The organism is Kutzneria sp. CA-103260 (genome assembly GCF_018263855.1).
GTDB lineage: Bacteria > Actinomycetota > Actinomycetes > Mycobacteriales > Pseudonocardiaceae > Kutzneria.
In genome coordinates this window covers 8,012,957-8,031,091 of sequence record NZ_CP073318.1, presented here as the reverse complement: position 1 = coordinate 8,031,091, position 18,135 = coordinate 8,012,957, and the positions used below count along the sequence as shown (strand labels likewise).

At 70.8% G+C, this 18,135-nt stretch carries 12 protein-coding genes; all 12 read left to right on the top strand.

All coding sequences use genetic code 11. The features are described from left to right. The first annotated feature begins 8 nt into the window (after positions 1-8). The 12 genes from JJ691_RS35245 (at position 9) to JJ691_RS35190 (ending at position 18,106) form a co-directional block, all read left to right on the top strand. Positions 9-5,594 carry a non-ribosomal peptide synthetase gene (locus tag JJ691_RS35245; RefSeq protein ID WP_211763878.1) on the top strand — a complete coding sequence of 1,862 codons (5,586 nt, stop codon included), beginning with the start codon at positions 9-11 and terminating at the stop codon, positions 5,592-5,594. A gap of 13 nt (positions 5,595-5,607) precedes the next feature. Continuing rightward, the gene (locus JJ691_RS35240) at positions 5,608-5,817 is read left to right on the top strand and encodes an MbtH family protein (protein WP_211763877.1); all 210 of its coding nucleotides are present in this window, start codon (positions 5,608-5,610) and stop codon (positions 5,815-5,817) included. Positions 5,818-5,933: 116 nt separating this feature from the next. Continuing rightward, on the top strand, positions 5,934-7,109 hold the full coding sequence (locus JJ691_RS35235) for a cytochrome P450 (protein WP_211763876.1): 1,176 nt from the start codon (positions 5,934-5,936) through the stop codon (positions 7,107-7,109). Positions 7,110-7,121: 12 nt separating this feature from the next. Next, positions 7,122-8,279: a cytochrome P450 gene (locus JJ691_RS35230; RefSeq protein WP_211763875.1), complete on the top strand. Its 1,158-nt coding sequence runs from the start codon at positions 7,122-7,124 to the stop codon at positions 8,277-8,279. Then, positions 8,269-9,465 carry a cytochrome P450 gene (locus JJ691_RS35225; protein ID WP_211763874.1) on the top strand — a complete coding sequence of 399 codons (1,197 nt, stop codon included), beginning with the start codon at positions 8,269-8,271 and terminating at the stop codon, positions 9,463-9,465. The genes JJ691_RS35230 and JJ691_RS35225 overlap by 11 nt, the downstream gene beginning before the upstream one ends. Positions 9,466-9,502: 37 nt before the next feature. Continuing rightward, positions 9,503-10,540, top strand: coding sequence for a 3-deoxy-7-phosphoheptulonate synthase (aroF, locus tag JJ691_RS35220; protein WP_211763873.1), 1,038 nt, complete (start codon positions 9,503-9,505; stop codon positions 10,538-10,540). 33 nt (positions 10,541-10,573) lie between these two features. Beyond that, a complete protein-coding gene (locus JJ691_RS35215) occupies positions 10,574-11,806 on the top strand; it encodes a cytochrome P450 (protein WP_211763872.1) in 1,233 nt (410 codons plus the stop codon). A 28-nt stretch (positions 11,807-11,834) separates the two neighbouring features. Continuing rightward, positions 11,835-12,977, top strand: a complete 1,143-nt coding sequence (locus JJ691_RS35210) for a glycosyltransferase (RefSeq protein WP_211763871.1) — start codon at positions 11,835-11,837, stop codon at positions 12,975-12,977. Next, entirely contained in the window at positions 12,977-14,203 is a 1,227-nt protein-coding gene (locus JJ691_RS35205) for a glycosyltransferase (RefSeq protein WP_211763870.1), read from the top strand. Before JJ691_RS35210 ends, JJ691_RS35205 begins: the two co-directional genes overlap by 1 nt. Positions 14,204-14,339: 136 nt before the next feature. Then, positions 14,340-15,152 (top strand): PIG-L deacetylase family protein, encoded by an 813-nt coding sequence (locus tag JJ691_RS35200; protein ID WP_211763869.1) that lies wholly within the window; start codon positions 14,340-14,342, stop codon positions 15,150-15,152. A gap of 101 nt (positions 15,153-15,253) precedes the next feature. Next, positions 15,254-17,002, top strand: a complete 1,749-nt coding sequence (locus tag JJ691_RS35195) for an ArnT family glycosyltransferase (RefSeq protein WP_211763868.1) — start codon at positions 15,254-15,256, stop codon at positions 17,000-17,002. A gap of 63 nt (positions 17,003-17,065) precedes the next feature. Continuing rightward, positions 17,066-18,106, top strand: a complete 1,041-nt coding sequence (locus JJ691_RS35190; RefSeq protein ID WP_211763867.1) for a methyltransferase — start codon at positions 17,066-17,068, stop codon at positions 18,104-18,106. Positions 18,107-18,135 lie beyond the last annotated feature (29 nt).

Below are 18,135 nucleotides of genomic sequence, written 5' to 3'. Positions count from 1 at the left end.
AGCAGATCGTGACCGTTGACGACACTCGGGCGAAGCCGCGCTCCAGCGTGGAAGACGTCTGGCCGCTTTCGCCGCTGCAAGAGGGAATGCTCTACCACACCGCCCTCGACCAGGACGGCGCGTACACCGTGCAGACCGTCTACGGCATCGACGGGCCGCTGGACGCCGCGGTCCTGCGGGCGTCGTGGCAGGCGCTGGTGGACCGGCATGCCGCGCTGCGGGCCTGCTTCCGCTATGTGAGCGGTGCTCGGATGGTGCAGGTCATCGCCCGGGACGCCGAGATCCCTTGGCGTGAAACGGATCTGTCCGGGCTGGCCGATGACGTCGCCGACGCCGAGGTGGACCGGGTGGCGGCCGAGGAGCTGGCCGAGGGGCTGCGCATCGAGGCAGCGCCGCTGATGAAGCTGCACTTGGTCCGGGTCGGCCCGGAGAGCCACCGGCTGGTGCACACGCTGCACCACGTGCTGACTGACGGCTGGTCGATGCCGATCATCCACCGCGAGTTGGCGGCGATCTACGCCGCCGGCGGCGACGCCTCCGGGCTGCCGCCCACTGTGTCCTATCGGGACTATCTGGCCTGGCTTGGCAAGCAGGACAAGGAAGTGGCCCGGTCGGCCTGGCGCGATGAGCTGGCTGGGCTGGACACGCCGACCACGGTTGCGCCGTCCGACCCGACCCGGGTGCCGGACATCGACACCGTGGTGGTCGAGCTGTCCACGGAGCTGACCGACGGCCTGGCCCGGCTGGCCCGTGGCCATGACCTCACGCTGAACACCCTTGTGCAGGGCGCGTGGGCGGTCGTGCTGTCGCAGCTGGCCGGCCGGTCCGACGTGGTGTTCGGCGCGACCGCCTCGGGGCGGCCGGCCGAGTTGGCCGGCGTGGAGTCGATGGTCGGCCAGTTGCTCAACACCCTGCCGGTGCGGGTCCGCCTGGACGGCGGGCGTCGGGCCATGGAGCTGTTCGCCCAGCTTCAGCGCGACCAGTCGGCCCTCATGGCCCACCAGCATCTCGGTCTCCAGGACGTGCAGTCGGTCGTGGGTCCCGGGGCGGTCTTTGACACGCTGGTCATCTACGAGAACTTCCCGCGCAAGGGGCTTGGCCAGGCGCACGACGGCCTGACCTTGCGCCCGGTGAAGCGTGGGCGTAACTCGTCGCACTACCCGTTCACCCTGGTCACCGGTCCCGGCGAGCAGATGCCGCTCATCCTCGACTACGACCGTGGCTTGTTCGACCAGTCGGTTGCGGAGTCGGTCGTGGGCGCGATGGCCCGCGTGCTGGAGCGTTTGGTCACCGAGCCCGAGGTTCTGGTCGGCCGGCTGACGCTGCTGAGCGAGGCCGAGCGTGCCCTGGTGATCGATGAGTGGAACGCCACTGCGGGCCCGGTTCCCGGTGATTCCGTGGTCGAGCTGTTCGGGCGGCGGGTCGCCGCGGCGCCGGAGGCGGTGGCGATCACCGACGCCGTCGGCGCGAACTTGACCTACGCCGAGGTCGACCAGGCGTCGAACCGGTTGGCTCACTACCTCGCCGGTCGTGGCGTCGGTCGCGGCGACCGCGTCGGGGTGGCCATGGACCGGTCGCCGGACCTGCTGATCGCGTTCCTGGCCATCTGGAAGGCCGGCGCCGCCTACGTCCCGGTGGACGTCGAGTACCCGGCCGAGCGGATCGCGTTCATCTTCGACGACGCCAAGGTCTCGGTCGTCCTGTGCACCGAGGCCACCAGCGGGGTCGCGCCAGAGCACGGGATCGTCCTCGACGCCCCGCAGACGCGTGCGGCTGTCGCCGCCGAGGCGGCCACCGCGCCGGAGATCACGTTGTCGGCCAACGACTTGGCGTACGTGATGTACACGTCGGGGTCCACCGGTCTCCCCAAGGGCGTCGGCATTCCCCATGGGGCTGTTGCCGGTCTGGCTGGCGACGAGGGCTGGCAGATCGGTCCGGGTGACGGCGTTCTGATGCACGCGACGCACGTCTTCGACCCCTCGCTCTACGCGATGTGGACGCCGCTCACCGCCGGCGCCCGGGTCCTGCTCACCGAGCCGGGCGTGCTGGACGCGGCCGGGCTTCGGCAGGCCGTCGAGCGGGGCACGACCTTCGTGCACCTCACCGCCGGCACTTTCCGGGCCCTGGCCGAGACTTCGCCGGAATGCTTCGCGGGTCTGGTCGAGGTCGGCACCGGCGGCGACGTCGTTCCCGCGCAGTCGGTGGAAAACCTGCGGCGGGCCCAGCCCGGACTGCGGGTGCGCAACACCTATGGGCCGACCGAGACCACCCTGTGCGCGACGTGGAAGCCGATCGAGCCCGGTGAGACGGTCGGGCGGGAACTGCCGATCGGCCGTCCCATGACCAACCGCCAGATCTACATCCTCGACGCCTTCCTGCGCCCGGTCGCGCCGGGCGTGGTCGGCGAGCTCTACATCGCCGGCACCGGGCTGGCCCGCGGCTATCTCGACAGCCCGGACGTGACGGCCGGGCGGTTCGTGGCCTGCCCGTTCCGTACCGACTCCCTTGGGCCAGGCGGGCGCATGTACCGCACCGGCGACCTGGCCCGCTGGAACCGTGACGGGGAAGTGGTTTTCCTCGGCCGGGCCGACGACCAGGTGAAGATTCGGGGCTACCGCGTGGAGTTGGGCGAGGTGGAGGCCGCGCTGGCGGCCCAGCCCGGCGTGGTCGAAGCCGTTGTGGTGGCACGGGAGGACCAGCCGGGCGAGAAGCGCCTGGTCGGCTACTTCGTCTCCGACGGCAGCGACGCGGGGCCGGCGGAGATCAAGCGGCAGCTGGCGCTGGTCCTGCCCGGATACATGGTGCCGATGGTTGTCGTGGCCCTGCCTGGCCTGCCGGTCACCCCCAACGGCAAGGTCGACCGCCGGGCCCTGCCCGCCCCGGATCTGGCCGAGCGCGCGTCGGAGAAGGCGCCGGAGAGCGAGACCGAGAAGGTCCTGTGCTCGCTGTTCGGGGAGATCCTGGGCGTCGAGCAGGTGGGCGTGGACGACGCTTTCCATGACCTGGGCGGCAGTTCGGCCCTGGCCATGCGGCTCATCGCGCGGATCCGCGAGGAACTGGGCGCGGATCTGCCCATCCGGCAACTGTTCTCCTCGCCGACGCCGGCGGGTGTGGCCCGGGCGCTGGCCGCGAAGTCCCGCCCCGCGCTGGAAGCCGTGAAGCGGCCGGAGCAGCTGCCCCTCACCGCACGGCAGCTGCACAACTGGCTGCTGGCCGGTTCCGGGGACGAGATCGCCGGTCTGCACGTCTCGCTGGCGCTGCGGCTGCGCGGCCGGCTGGACGTGCCGGCGCTGTCGGCGGCGCTCGGCGACGTCGCGACCCGGCACGAGATCCTGCGCACCACCTTCCCGGGCGACGCGCAGACCGTGCACCAGCACATCTACCCCGAGCTGACGCCGGAACTGACCCCGATGCCGGTCACCGAGGAAGACCTGGCCGACGTGCTGGCCAAGCGGCGCGCGAAGAACTTCGTGCTCACGCGGGACGTGCCGTGGCGCTGCGACCTGTTCCGCTTGTCGGAGAAGGAACACGTGCTGCACCTGAAGGCGCACCGCATCCTCGCCGACGACGACTCGATCGACGTGTTCTTCCGTGACCTGGCGGCCGCGTACGGTGCTCGCCGTGACGGCCGGGTCCCGGAACGTGCGCCGCTGGCCCTCCAGTTCGCCGACTACGCGATCTGGGAGCAGCGGCTGCTGGCGGACGAGCAGGAGCCGGGCAGCCTGATCAACGAGCAGGTCGTCTTCTGGCGGGACCACCTGGCCGGCATCGAAGGGGAGACGGTGCTCCCGTTCGACCGCCCGCGGTCGGCCGTCCCGTCGCGGCGGGCCGGCACGGTCCCGGTGCGGCTGGAGGCCGGCCCGCACGCCCGGCTGCGGGCAGCGGTGGACGCGGCCGGCGCGGACGCGCTCCAGTTGGTGCACGCCGCGCTTGTCATGCTGCTGGCCAAGTTCGGCGCCGGCCACGACCTGGTGATCGGCACGAGCCTGCCGCGCGACGAGGACCTGATCGACCTGGAGCCGATGGTCGGACCGTTCGCCCGGCCGTTCGCGCTGCGCACGGACCTCTCGGGCGACCCGACGTTCCTGGAGGTCGTCACCCGCGTGCAGGAGGCGGTGCGGGCCGCGCGCCAGCACCTGGACCTGCCGTTCGAGCGGATCGCCGACCTGCTGGACCTGCCGGCCTCGCTGGCCCTGCACCCGGTTTTCCAGGTGGCGCTGGAGGTCAACGAGGAGGACATCGGCGCGTGGGACGCCGCCGAACTGCCGGCCCTGCGCACCACCGTCGTGCCCGGTGGGGTCGAGGCCATGGAGTTGGACCTCGCGTTCAAGCTGGCCGAGCTGCGTGACGAGGAAGAGAACGAGGACGGCATCGAGGGAACTCTCCGCTACGCCACCGATCTGTTCGACGAGGCCACGGCCGAGTCGGTGGCCCGGAGGCTGGTGCGAGTCCTGGAGCAGGTGGCAGAGGATCCGCAGCGGCGGATCAGCGACCTGAACATCTTCCTGGACGACGTCGAGCGCGACCGGCCGGCCATCGCGCCGGCCCGGTGGTCCGGGGCCGTGCCGGCAGTGGTCGCCGGTCTCGCCGAGCAGGGCCCGCTCGGCGCGCTCCTGCTCGACGACCAGCTCCGGCCGGTTGCTCCCGGAGCGGTCGGCGATCTCTACGTCACCGGTCCGGCCGTGGACGCCGATAAGTCCAGTGTGGACTGTCCATTCGGCACGCCTGGACACCGGATGCTGAACACCGGTCTACTGGCCCGCAAGTCTCCGGCCAAGACCCTGGTCGTGGTGGGCGAACGGCGGCAGTCCAGCGCTTCGGTGAAGGTCAGCACGGGTGACTACGAGATCCTGATGCCGCTGCGTGTCGGCGGTGACCGTCCGCCGCTGTTCTGTGTGCACGCCAGCGGCGGCCTGAGCTGGAACTACGGCGCCCTGCTGCCGCATCTGCCGGCCAACCAGCCGGTCTACGGCGTGCAGGCGCGTGGCCTGGCCCGCACCGAACCGCTGCCCGGCAGCGTCGAGGAGATGGCCGCCGACTACCTCCGGCAGATCCGCACCGTCCAGCCGTCCGGGCCCTATCACTTCCTTGGTTGGTCCCTGGGCGGCAGGATCGCTCAGGCGATGGCCGCGATGCTTGAGGCGGAGGGGGAACAGGTCGGCCTGCTCGCCCTGCTCGACGCCTATCCGGTCTACATGGGCAAGAACGCGACCGGCACGGTGACCGAAGAGGCGGCGCGGGACGAGAGCGCGCTGGAGCAGCGCAAGCAGCAGGAACTGGAACTGGCTGGGGGAATGGTCCAGGGGCCGGGCGCGCGCGAGCGTCTGGAAGCCGTGATGCGCAACCTCTGGAAGGTCGGGCCGACGCACACCGCTTCGCCTTCGGCCGGCGACATCCTGTTGTTCGTCGCCGCGCGGGAGCGGCCGGAGCACCTGCCGGTGGACGCGGCGATCGCCACCTGGAAGGACTTCGTCAGCGGGACCGTCGACTCCCACGTGATCGAGACCAATCACTACGACATGGTGCAACCCGCGGCGCTGGCCCAGATCGGGGCCGTCGTCGCCGAGAAGCTCCGGCCCCGGCCGGGCGCCTGAGAGGACTAGAGCGATGAGCAACCCGTTCGACAACGAGGACGGCTCCTTCTTCGTGCTCGTCAACGACGAGGGCCAGCACTCCCTCTGGCCGACCTTCGCCGAGGTGCCGGCCGGCTGGACCCGGGTGCACGGCGAGGCCACCCGCCAGGAGTGCCTGGCCTACGTCGAGGAGAACTGGACGGACCTCCGTCCCAAGAGCCTCATCCAGGAAGTCGGCGCCTGATCGAGGGTGTCCAGCCGCTCAATGCGGACGGTTGGACGAGCCCGGCGGCTCGTCCAACCGGTCTGAACCAACCGTTTCCGCTTGCCCCGGCTGGGTGAGGCGAAAGGATCCGCGCAGTGTTCGAGGAGATCAACGTTGTCCGGGGTCTGGAGATACACCGGAGGGACCGGTTCGATCCGGGGGCGCAGCTGCGCACCCTGATGGCCGAGGGCCCCTTGTCCATACTGGGCATCGAGGATTCTCCCGAGGGCCGCACCGCGTGGCTGGCCACCGGGTACGACGTGGTCCGCCAGGTTCTCAGCTCGGACAAGTTCAGCTCGAAGCTGATCTACGGGGGGACCGCGGCCGGCTTCGCCTGGCCCGGTTTCCTCACCCACTACGACCCGCCGGACCACACCCGCCTGCGCCGGATGGTGACCTCCGCGTTCACCATCCGGCGGATGCAGGGTTTCCAGCCGCAGGTCGAGCAGATCGTCACGGCCGTGCTGGACGACATCGAGGACATCGGCGGCCCGCTGGACTTCGTGCCGCACTTCGGGTGGGCGGTCGCGACCACAACCACCTGTGACTTCCTGGGCATCGCCCGGGACGACCAGGCCGACCTGTCACGCAGCCTGATCGCCAGCCGGTCCGAGCGGACCGACAAGAAGCGCAACGCGGCCGGCAACAAGTACATGACCTACATGCACAAGGCGGTCAGCCGCACCCGCCAGGATCCCGGCGACGACCTGTTCGGCGTGGTGGTGCAGGAGCACGGCGACGCCATCACCGACGCTGAACTGGCCGGCGTGGCGGCGTTCATCATGGGCGCGGGCGGCGACCAGGTGGCCCGGTTCCTCGCGGCCGGCGCGCTGCTGATGGTCGACAACCCCGAGCAGTTCGCGCTGCTGCGGGAGAAGCCGGACGCCGTCCCGGACTGGTTGGACGAGCTGAGCCGGTATCTGACCACCGATGAGAAGATCCACCCGCGCATCGCGCTGGAGGACATGCGCATCGGGGACTGCCACATCAAGGCCGGCGACACCGTCACGTGCTCGCTGCTGGGCGCGAACCGCGCGGAGTTCCCGGGCCCGGCCGACCAGTTCGACATCACCCGGGAGCGGCCGGCGCACGTGGCGTTCGGGCACGGCATCCACCACTGCCTGGGCCGGCCGCTGGCCGAGATGGTGTTCCGGGTGGCGATTCCGGCGCTGGCGCGACGTTTTCCCACGCTGCGGCTGGCCGAGCCGGACCGGAGGCTGAAGTTCGGGCCGCCGCCGTTCGCGCTGGAAGCCCTGCTGCTCGACTGGTAGCTGAGGAGAGTCATGGTTGTTCCCCTGCCGCACCAACGGATCCGGCTCGATCCGGCGCCGGAGCTGGCCGCGCTGGCGAAGGAAGGGCCGCTGCACAAGTACGACACCGAGACCGGGCTGAACGGTCGCCGGCAGTGGTTGGTCACCGGGTACGACGAGGTCCGCGAGATCCTGGCCGACGCCGAGCGGTTCAGCTCGATGCGCCCGGTCGACGACGAGGCCGACCGGGCCCACCTGCCGGGGATCCTGCAGGCCTACGACCCGCCCGACCACACCCGGCTGCGCGGGACGGTGGCCCCGGCCTACAGCGTCCGGCGGATCGAGCGGCTGCGGCCCCGGGTGGTCGAGACCATCGAGGAGGGCCTGGACGACCTGGAGAGCATGGGCTCGCCGATCGACTTCGTCCGATACGCCGGCTGGCCCATCCCGGCGCTGATCGCCTGCGAGTTCCTCGGCGTGCCGCGGGACGACCGGGCCGACCTGTCGCGGCTGATCCGGGACAGCCGGGAGAGCCGGATTCCCAAGCAGCGGGCCCAGTCCAGCCTCGGCGTCGTGCACTACAGCGAGCGGCTGGCCGCCCGTGAGCGCCGCGACCCGGGTGACGAGCTGATCGGCTTCATCGTCCGCGAGCACGGGGACAAGGTCACCGACGAGGAGCTTTCCGGGCTGGCCGAAGCGATCCTGATCGTGGCGGTCGAGCAGATGGCCGCCCAGCTGGCCATGGCCGTGCTGCTGTTCGCGACTCATCCGACCCAGGCGGCGCTGCTGCGTGAACGTCCGGAGCTGGTGGACAACGCGACCGAGGAAGTGCTCCGCTACGCCACGATCGTCGAAGCGCCTTCGCCCCGGACCGCGCTGGTGGACATGTCCATCGGCGGGCAGGAAATCCAGGCCGGTGACGTGCTGACCTGCTCGATGCTGGCGGTCAACCGCTCGCTGGGCGACCAGTTCGACATCACCAAGGAGAACAGCCGCTCGCACATGGCCTTCGGGCACGGCATCCACTTCTGTGTGGGCGCGCCGCTGGCCCGGCTCCAGCTGCGGGTGGCGCTGCCGGCGCTGGTCAACCGGTTCCCGTCGCTGCGGCTGGCGGTCCCGGAGGAGGAACTGCGGTTCGTGGCGGGCAAGCCGGCCCCGTTCAACCTCGAGGAGCTCCCCATTGAGTGGTGAGGACTCGCGGCCGCTGCACATCCGCCGGCAGGGCTTGGACCCGGCGGACGAGCTGCGCGCCGCCGGCACGCTGACGAAGGTGACCATCGGCTCCGGCGCGGGCGCGGAGACCACGTGGATGGCCGCCGGGCACGCCGTCGTGCGGCAGGTTCTCGGCGACCACAAGCAGTTCAGCACCCGCCGCCGTTGGCACGACCAGGACGAGGTCGGCGGGAAGGGCATCTTCCGGCCGCAGGAGCTGGTCGGCAACCTGATGGACTACGACGTCCCTGAGCACACCAGGCTGCGGCAGCTGGTGATGCCGGCGTTCACACTGCGCAAGATGCGGCGCATGCAGCCGTACATCGAGGAGATCGTGGCGGAGCGGCTGGACGCCATGGCGGACGAGGGTTCCCCGGCCGATCTGATCGAGCTGTTCGCCGACGTGGTCCCCAGGGCCGTGTTGTGCGAGCTGGTCGGGGTGCCCCGGGACGACCGCGCCATGTTCATGCAGCTGTGCCACCGGCATCTAGACCCGTCGCTGAGCCAGAAGCGGCGGGCGGCCGCCGGCGAGGCGTTCTCCCGCTACCTGCTGGCCATGATCGCCCGGGAGCGCAAGGACCCGGGCGAGGGGCTGTTCGGGTCGATCGTCGCCGAGCACGGCGACACCGTCACCGACGAGGAGCTGCGGGGCTTCTGCGTGCAGGTGATGCTGGCTGGCGACGACAACATCTCCGGCATGATCGGGCTGGGAGTGTTGGCGCTGCTGCGAAAACCCGACCAGATCGCCGCGCTGCGGGGCGACGACCAGTCGGTCGAGCGGGCGGTCGACGAGCTGATCCGGTACGTCACGCCCCCGTACGCGCCGACTCCCCGAACCGCCATGACCGACGTCACCGTCGCGGACCAGCTGATCAAGCAGGGGGAGACCGTGCTCTGCTCGCTCCCGATGGCCAACCGCGACCCGGCCCTGCTGCCGGACGCCGACCGTCTTGACGTGACCCGTGACCCCGCGCCGCACGTGGCGTTCGGGCACGGCATCCACCACTGCCTGGGCGCCGCGCTGGCCCGCCTCGAACTGAGGACGGCGTTCACCGCGCTGTGGCAACGCTTTCCGGGACTGCGGCTCGCGGATCCCGAGCAGGAGACCAAGTACCGCCTCAGCACCCCGGCGTACGGACTGACCGAGCTGGTGGTCGCATGGTGATCACGCCGGGGGCTTTCGCTTTCCAGGGGAGACAAACATGGTCATCGTGATGGCGCCGGAGGCTTCGGCGGACGAGGTCGAGGCGATCGTCTCGATCGTGGAATCGGCCGGCGGCGAGGCGTTCGTCAGCCGGGGCGTCAGCCGGACGATCATCGGGCTGGTCGGCGACATCGACCGGTTCCAGACGCTCGGCCTGCGCGGCAAGCCCGGAGTGGCCGAGGTGCTGCGGGTCTCGGTGCCGTTCAAGCTGGTCAGCCGGGAGAACCACCCGACGCGCTCGGTGGTCAGCGTCGCCGGCGTGCCCATCGGCCCCGACACGCTGACCCTGATCGCCGGGCCGTGCGCGGTCGAGACGCCGCAGCAGACCCTGGCTGCCGCGCGCATGGCGCAGCAGGCTGGCGCGTCCCTGTTGCGCGGCGGCGCCTACAAGCCGCGGACCTCGCCGTACGCCTTCCAAGGCCTCGGCGAGGACGGCCTGCGCATCCTGGCCGACGTCCGGGAGACGACGGGCATGCCCATCGTCACCGAGGTTGTCGACCCCAACGACGTGCCGGTCGTGGCCCGGTACGCCGACATGCTCCAGGTCGGCACCCGGAACATGCAGAACTTCGCGCTGCTGCAAGCAGTCGGTGGCTGCGGCAAGCCGGTGATGCTCAAGCGCGGCATGAACGCCACCATCGAGGAGTGGCTGATGGCCGCCGAGTACATCGCCCAGCGCGGCAACCTGGACATTGTGCTGTGCGAGCGTGGCATCCGGACGTTCGAGAAGGCCACCCGCAACACCCTTGACATCTCGGCGGTTCCGGTGGCGCAGGGCCTGACCCACCTGCCGGTGATCGTGGACCCGTCGCACTCGGGCGGCCGGCGCGAACTGGTGCTGCCGCTGTCCCGCGCGGCGATGGCCGTCGGCGCGGACGGCCTGATCATCGACGTGCATCCCGCGCCGGAGCAGGCTTTGTGCGACGGCCCGCAGGCGCTCGTCGCCGACGACCTCGCCGAACTCGGCCGTGCCGTCCGGGAGTTCCCGCCGCTGGTCGGCCGTCACCTCGCCGCGGGCGCCGGCGTCCCCGCGTAGCAATTCCTCATCAGTGAAGGGTTTCCAGTCGGTATGACTCAGGGCATCGATGAGATCGCGCCGCTCCTAGAGCCGACGGCGAACTACATGTTGCGGACGCGGTGCGACCCGCACGAGGACATGTTCACGCTCCGGGCGCACGGCCCGCTGGTCCGCATGGTCGGGGACGCGTCCGTCCAACTCGGGGTCGAGTACGTCTGGCAGGCGCTGGGCTACGACGTCGTGCGCAAGATCCTCGGTGACCACGAGAACTTCACGACGCGGCCGCGGCTGACCGAGTCGGAGTCCAAGACCGGCGAACCGGCGCACGTGTCGCCCCAGTTCGTCGGCCAGATCTCCACCTACGACCCGCCCGAGCACACCCGCCTGCGGCGGATGCTCACTCCGGAGTTCACGGCCCGCCGGATCCGCCGCATGGAACCGGCGATCCAGAGCCTCATCGACGACCGCCTCGACGTGCTGGAGGCCGAGGGGCCGGGCGCGGACGTCCAGGGGCTGTTCGCCGACCCGATCGGCGGCGGCATCCTGTGCGAGCTGCTGGGCATTCCGCGTGACGACCGGAACGAGTTCATCCGGCGGATCCGGCGCAACACCGACACCAGCCGCGGGCTCAAGGCCAGGGCGGCCGACAGCGCGGCGTTCAACCGGTACCTGCTCAACCTCATCACCCAGCAGCGCCGCAACCCCGACGAGGGATTCCTCGGCATGCTGGTGCGGGAGCACGGGGACAACATCACCGACGACGAGCTGAAGGGCCTGTGCACGGCGCTGATCCTCGGCGGCGTCGAAACGGTCGCCGGCATGATCGGCTTCGGCGTGCTGGCCCTGCTGGACAATCCCGACCAGATCAAACTGCTCCTGGACGGTCCAGAGAAGGCCGACCGGGTGATCGCCGAGCTGCTGCGCTACCTCTCGCCCGTGCAGCAGCCCAATCCCCGGCTGGCGCTGCGGGACGTGGTCGTCGGCGGACAGCTGATCAAGGAGGGCGACTACGTCCTGTGCTCGATCCTGATGGCCAATCGGGACGACGCGCTGACGCCCGACCCCAACCGTCTCGACGCGAACCGGGAGTCGGTCTCGGATGTCGGCTTCGGGCACGGCATCCACTACTGCATCGGCGCGGCGGTGGCGCGGACCATGCTGCGGCTGGCCTATCTGAGCCTGTGGCAGCGCTTCCCCGACCTGCGCCTGGCGGTGCCGATCGACGAGGTGAAGCTGCGCAGCGCGTTCATCGACTGCCCGGACCAGTTGCCGGTCACCTGGTAGCCAACGACTTACGGAACAGGGATACGAAATGCGCGTGTTGGTGTGGACGTGTGGGTCACGCGGAGATGTCGAACCGTATGTGGCACTGGCGATGCGGTTGCAGGAACTCGGCGTGGAAGTGCGGTTCTGCGGGCCGCCGGAGAGCGCGGTGCGGCTGTCCGAGATCGGTGTGCCGCTGGTTCCGGTGAGCCGGCCGGAGCGCGCGCCCGGCGCCGAGGGACGGGCCCCCGAACTCGCGGCCGCCGGCATGGCCGAGCAGTTCGAGCAGATTCCGGCGGTCGCCGAAGGCTGTGACGCGGTGCTGGCCGGCGGCCTGCTCTCCGGGGCGGTGGCGGTGCGGTCGGTGGCCGAGAAGCTGGGAATCCCCTACTCCTACGCCGTTCTCTGCCCGATCCACCTCCCGTCGGCGCTCGACCAGGCCCAGCGGGACCTCTACAACCAGGGCGCCGACGGCCTGTTCGGCGATGTCCTCAACGGCCACCGGGCCGCGATCGGCCTGCCGCCGGTGCGCAACATCTTCGACTTCTGCTGCACCGATCGGCCGTGGCTGGCGGCGGACCCGATCCTGGCCCCGCTGGGTCCGGGCCTGGAGGCCGTGCAGACCGGCGCGTGGATCCTGCCCGACGAGCGGCCGCTTTCCCCGGAGCTGGAAGCGTTCCTGGCCGCCGGCCCGCCGCCGGTGTACGTGGGCTTCGGCAGCTCGGCCGGCACCGCTGACGCCGCGCGGGTGACCATCGAGGCGGTCCGGGCCAAGGGCCGCCGGGTCGTCATGTCCCGTGGCTGGGCCGATCTGGTGCTGCCGGACGACCGGGACGACTGCTTCGCCGTCGACGAAGTGAACCTCCAGGTGCTGTTCGGCCGGGTGGCCGCCGCCGTCCACCACGACGGCGCGGGCACCACGCACATCGCCACGCGGGCCGGCGTTCCGCAGATCGTGATCCGCAAGATCGTCGGCCAGGTCTACTACTCCGACCGGGTCGACGAGCTGGGCATCGGCGTGGCCCTGGACGGCCCGACCCCGACCTTCGAGGCCGTGTCGGCCGCGCTGGACAACGTGCTGTCCCCGGAGACCCGCGAGCGCGCGACCGCCGCGGCCGACTCGATCCGCCTCGACGGGGCGACGGTGGCCGCGAAGATGCTGGTCGACTCGATCAGCCAGGGGCAAGCCTGATGCGCGTGTTGTTGTCGACGTCCGGCAGCCGTGGCGACGTCGAACCGTTGGCAGCACTGGCGGTGCGGTTGCAGGCGCTGGGCGCCGAGGTGCGGATGTGCGCGTCGCCGGATTCCGCGGAGCGGCTGGCCGAGCTCGGCGTGCCGCACGCGCCGGTCGGCCGCTCGGCCCGGGCCGCGGTGAGCGAGGGCAAGCGGCCGTCGCCCGAGGACGGGGCCCGGCTCTCGGCCGAGGCGATCGCCATCCAGTTCGAGCAGGTCCCACCGGCGGCCGAGGGTTGTGACGTGGTGGTGGCGACCGGGCTGCTGGCCGCCGCGGTGGCGGTGCGGTCGGTGGCCGAGAAGCTTGGCATTCCTTACTTCCACGCGTGCCACTGCCCGATCTACCTGCCGTCGCCGTACTACGCGCCGCCGCCGCCCCTGGGCGAGCCGCCCGCCCCGGCCGGGGCCGACAACCGGGCGCTGTGGGAGCGCAACAACCAGAGCGCCTTCCGGCGGTTCGGTGGCCCGCTCAACAGCCATCGGGCCGAGATCGGTCTGCCACCGCTGGAGAATCTTTTCGGCTACGGCTACACCGACCACCCGATCCTGGCGGCGGACCCGATCCTGGCCCCCGCGCAGCCGACGGACCTCGACGTGGTGCAGACCGGCGCGTGGATCCGGCCCGACGAGCGGCCGCTTTCCCCGGAGCTGGAGGCGTTCCTGGCCGCCGGGCCACCGCCGGTGTACGTGGGCTTCGGCAGCCTGCCCGCGCCCGCCGGCACCGCCAAGGCTGCCATCGAGGCGGTCCGGGCCCAGGGCCACCGGGTGATCCTTTCCCGTGGCTGGGCCGATCTGGCCCTGATCGACGACCGGGACGACTGCCTGGCCATCGGCGAGGTGAACCACCAGTTGCTGTTCGGCCGGGTGGCCGCCGTCGTCCACCACGGCGGCGCGGGCACCACGCATGTGGCCGCGCGAGCCGGTGTGCCGCAGATTCTGGTGCCCCAGATCGCGGACCAGCCGTACTACGCCGGCCGGGTGGCGGCGCTGGGAATCGGTGTGGCGCACGACGGTCCGGTCCCGACTTTCGACTCCCTGTCGGCCGCGCTGGCCACGGTCCTGGCCCCGCAGACCCGGGAGCGGGCGGCGGAAGTGGCCGGCACGATCCGCACCGACGGGGCGACGGTGGCCGCGCAACTGCTGCTCGACGCGGTCAGCCGGGAAAGGCCGTCCGTTTCGGCGTGAACCACACGGTTTCCTCATCAGCGGGGACGCCCGGGCGATCTGCGGATCGTCTTCGGGCGTCCCCGCTTTTCTGACGGGACGCCGTGTCCACCGTCAGATGTTGAAGCAGGGCAACGCTTTCACCAGACTGATCCCTATGCTTCGCGACCCCGGTGCGATCCGGATCCTGGCGATATCCTCGCATTTGGACGACGCGGTCCTCTCTTTCGGGGCCGGTCTCGCTCAGGCGGTGCGGGACGGCGCGAAGGCGACCGTCTACACGGTGTTCGCCGGCACGGCGGAACCTCCTTACTCGCCGGCCGCGGAACGGATGCACACGGTCTGGGGCCTTTCGCCGAACGAGGACGCGTCGCTGCATCGCCGCAAAGAGGACATCGCGGCCCTCGGCCACCTCGGTGTGGCCCACCACCACGGCCGGTTCCTCGATGCCATCTACCGCAAGTCGGCGGACGGCCGCTGGCTGGCCGATCACGTTGAAGGCGGCCAGAAACTGGCGATGAACAACCGCCCGGACGCCGGTGAGCGGGACGATCTCGTGGCCGAGATCCAGGGCGACATCGAGGCGGTCATCGACGAGTGCGACCCGACACTGATCGTCACGTGCGCGGGCATCGGCGGCCACCCCGACCGGGCGGCCGCGCGCGACGCCGCGTTGTTCGCCGCTCGCAAGAAGAATGTGCCGATCCGGCTGTGGGAAGACCTGCCCTATGCGATATTTCAACCGGGCTCGGTGGAACTGCCGGCGGGTTTTCGGCTCGGCTCACCCAAGTTCGGCTCCGTCGGGTCGGACGTGTGGGCCCGGAAATTCCAGGCCGTGGAGCACTACCCCTCGCAGCTGACGATGCTCAACGGGCGGGACAAGAACTTGTTCGCCCGGCTCGACGACCACGCCCGGAAGGCGTCACCGCAGGGTCAGGGTGAAACCACCTGGCCCGTTCTCCGCGGCTGAGACGACAGCCAGGCCAATCTGGGGGCCTCGCTCACTGACGCGTGAGCCGGAAGTCAAGACCTCCCACTATCGACGCCGTATCACGCCCGGAGGTGCCCGGAGTGTCCGCAACACTCACCTATCTGCCGCCACCGGCCCAGGACCCCGTGCCCGAGGGCCGATCCACCCGATGGGCGGTGTGGCGCTCGCCGGCCGGCCAGCCGCCGTGGGCCCGCCCGGCGTTGCTGGGCATCGCGCTCGTGGCGGCGGTGCTCTACGCCTGGAATCTGCCTCAGGTCGACTACGCGCCACTGTACTCGGACGCTGTCAAGAGCATGTCCGAGAGCTGGCATGCCTTCTTCTACGGCGCGGTCGACCCGCAGGCGACGTACACGCTCGACAAACTGGCCGGGTCCTTTGTGCCGCAGGCCATCTCGGCCCGGATCTTCGGCTATCACGCGTGGTCCCTGGCGTTGCCGCAGGTGATCGAGGGCGTGATCTCGGTGCTGGTGATGTACCGGATCGTGCGCCGCTGGGCGGGTGTGGTGCCCGGCCTGCTCGCCGCCGCCATCTTCACCCTCACCCCCGTCGCCGCATCCATGTTCGGGCACAGCATGGAGGACGGCGCGCTGGTCATGTGCCTGGTGCTCGCCGCCGACTCGTACCAGCGGGCGGTGCTGGAGGGCCGGCTGCGGTCGCTGGTCTGGTCCGGTGTCTGGGTCGGACTGGGCTTCCAGGCCAAGATGGTGCAGGCGTGGATGATCCTGCCCGCCCTGGCCATCGGCTACCTGCTCACCGCGCCCATCGATCTGCGTGGCCGGCTGAAGCACCTCGGCATCGCCGGGGTGGTGACGCTGGTGGTGTCGGTGGCGTGGGTCGCGCTCTACACCGTCACCCCCGCCGCTGATCGTCCGTATGTCAGCGGCAGCACCAACAACAGTGCCGCGGCAATGGTGTTCGGCTACAACGGTCTCGGCCGCATCGGCATCACCCTGCCCGGCGCCGCGACCCCCACCGGCCGCAGCGGCGGCGCCCCGCAGCTCGGCCCGCCCGGAAGCCACGTCGGCGACTCGCAGAGCGGCCCCGGCGGTGGGCCTGGCGGTGGTCCGCAGGGCGGACAGGGTGGCCCGCAAGGCGGCCCCGGCGGTGGACTCCAGGGTGGTCCCGGTGGCGGTCCGCAAGACCCTGGCGGTCAGCAAGGCGGTCCGCAGGGCGGATTCCAGGGTCCCCCGCCCGGCGACCCGCACACTGAGAGCCGGGCCGATCAGCTGGGCACGGCCAAGCTGCTCGACGGCCACCTCGCCGTCGCGATCTCCTGGCTGTTCCCCCTCACCTTGCTGGCCCTGGTGTTCGGCCTCTGGTGGTGGCGCCGGTCCGAGCGCACCGACCAGGTGCGCGGCGGCCTGGTGATGTGGGGCATCTGGCTGGTGACCTTCGGCGCGATCTTCACTGTCAGCGAAGTCGCGCACACCGCTTACGTGGCCTCGCTCGCGCCGCCGATCGCCGCCCTGTCCGCGGTGGGCATCGTGATGTTCTGGCGGGCCTACCAGCGCGGCGGCCGGGCGGCGTGGCTGCTGCCGATCGCGGTCGCGGCCGAAACAGCTTGGGCCGCTTGGCTTTGGTCGCACTTCCCGTACTTCCTGTCGTGGGCGAAATGGGGCACGCTCGCGATCGGCGTGGCCGCCGTCGTCCTGCTGGTCCTGGGGCGACTGGTCAAGCAGGCCCCCAAGAACCTGGTCGCGGCCGGACTGGCCGTCGCCGTGGCGGCCGTGCTGGCCGCGCCGGCCACGTACGCCTTCTCCGTGCTCGACCCCGATTACTCCGGCAGCTCCTTCGACGCCAACGCCGGTCCGGCGTCGGGCTCCAACTGAGGTCAGCCGGTGTCACCGTCCTCGTCCGCGGAAGACTCCGCCGGCCGGAAAGGAAATCCGCACATGCAGGAATCGCTCGACTCCACCGAGGTGTACCGCCGCTTCCAGCTGATCGCCAACGGACCCGCGCTGTTCAACGCGGTGGTGTCCGGCATCGAGCTGAACATCTTCGACTTCCTGGCCGAGCGCGGCGGCGCGGACGCGACGGAACTGCGCGACTTCACCGGCATGGAGGCGCACAAGCTCCGGGTGCTGATGCTCGGCCTGGTCACCACCGGCCTGGTCGAGAAGCGCGGCATCGACTACGTGAACCACCCGGTCGCGGCCGAGCTGCTGGGCACCAGCGGGCCGGAGAGCTGGCGGCACATCCTGCTCAGCTGGAAGACCATCTACTACCCGGCGTTCGCCCGGATGACCGCCGCGCTGGGCGCCGGCACCAACGACGCCCTCGACGCCATCGCCGGCTCCGAGCCCACGCTGTACGAGCGCCTGGGCCACGACCCGGAGCTGGCCCGGATCTTCTACTCGGCCATGTCGGCGTTCTCCCTGCAGACCATGCCGGGCCTGCTGGCGCACCTGGACGTCAAGTCCACCAAGCGGTTGCTCGACGTCGGCTGCGGCGACGGCACCACCTCGGCCGCTCTGCTGAAGGACAACCCCGGCCTCACCGCCACGCTGCTGGACCTGCCGAGCATCGTGGAGCTGGCCGAGCAGCGGCTGCCGGGCGAGGTCACCGACCGAATCACCCTGCGTGGGGCCGACATCCTGCACGACGAGTTCCCCACCGGCGCCGACCACGCCCTGTTCAGCCATGTCCTGGACACCTTCTCGGCCGAGCAGTCGGTGATGCTGCTGTCCAAGGCGTTCGAGGTGCTGCCCTCGGGCGGCAAGATCTCGATCTACGGCTTCGCCGCCGCGGACGACGAGTCCGGCGGCCCGCTGGCCGCGCGGCTCTCGCTGTACCTCAACATCCTGGCCACCGGGCGCGGCATGGCCTGGCCCCAGGCCGAGGCGGTGGCCTGGCTGAAGTCGGTGGGCTGCATCGACATCCGCACCGTCGAGCTGCCCTACGAGCACGCGCTGGTGTCCGGCACCAAGCCCTGACATCGCCGAGGCCCCGACGACGCCAACTC

Excerpts from the sequence above, each read along its gene's own strand:
- JJ691_RS35240 (WP_211763877.1), top strand. The coding sequence starts at position 5,608 with ATGAGCAACCCGTTCGACAACGAGGACGGCTCCTTCTTCGTGCTCGTC.
- JJ691_RS35230 (WP_211763875.1), top strand. The coding sequence starts at position 7,122 with ATGGTTGTTCCCCTGCCGCACCAACGGATCCGGCTCGATCCGGCGCCG.
- aroF (WP_211763873.1), top strand. The coding sequence starts at position 9,503 with ATGGTCATCGTGATGGCGCCGGAGGCTTCGGCGGACGAGGTCGAGGCG.
- JJ691_RS35215 (WP_211763872.1), top strand. The coding sequence starts at position 10,574 with ATGACTCAGGGCATCGATGAGATCGCGCCGCTCCTAGAGCCGACGGCG.
- JJ691_RS35210 (WP_211763871.1), top strand. The coding sequence starts at position 11,835 with ATGCGCGTGTTGGTGTGGACGTGTGGGTCACGCGGAGATGTCGAACCG.
- JJ691_RS35205 (WP_211763870.1), top strand. The coding sequence starts at position 12,977 with ATGCGCGTGTTGTTGTCGACGTCCGGCAGCCGTGGCGACGTCGAACCG.
- JJ691_RS35200 (WP_211763869.1), top strand. The coding sequence starts at position 14,340 with ATGCTTCGCGACCCCGGTGCGATCCGGATCCTGGCGATATCCTCGCAT.
- JJ691_RS35190 (WP_211763867.1), top strand. The coding sequence starts at position 17,066 with ATGCAGGAATCGCTCGACTCCACCGAGGTGTACCGCCGCTTCCAGCTG.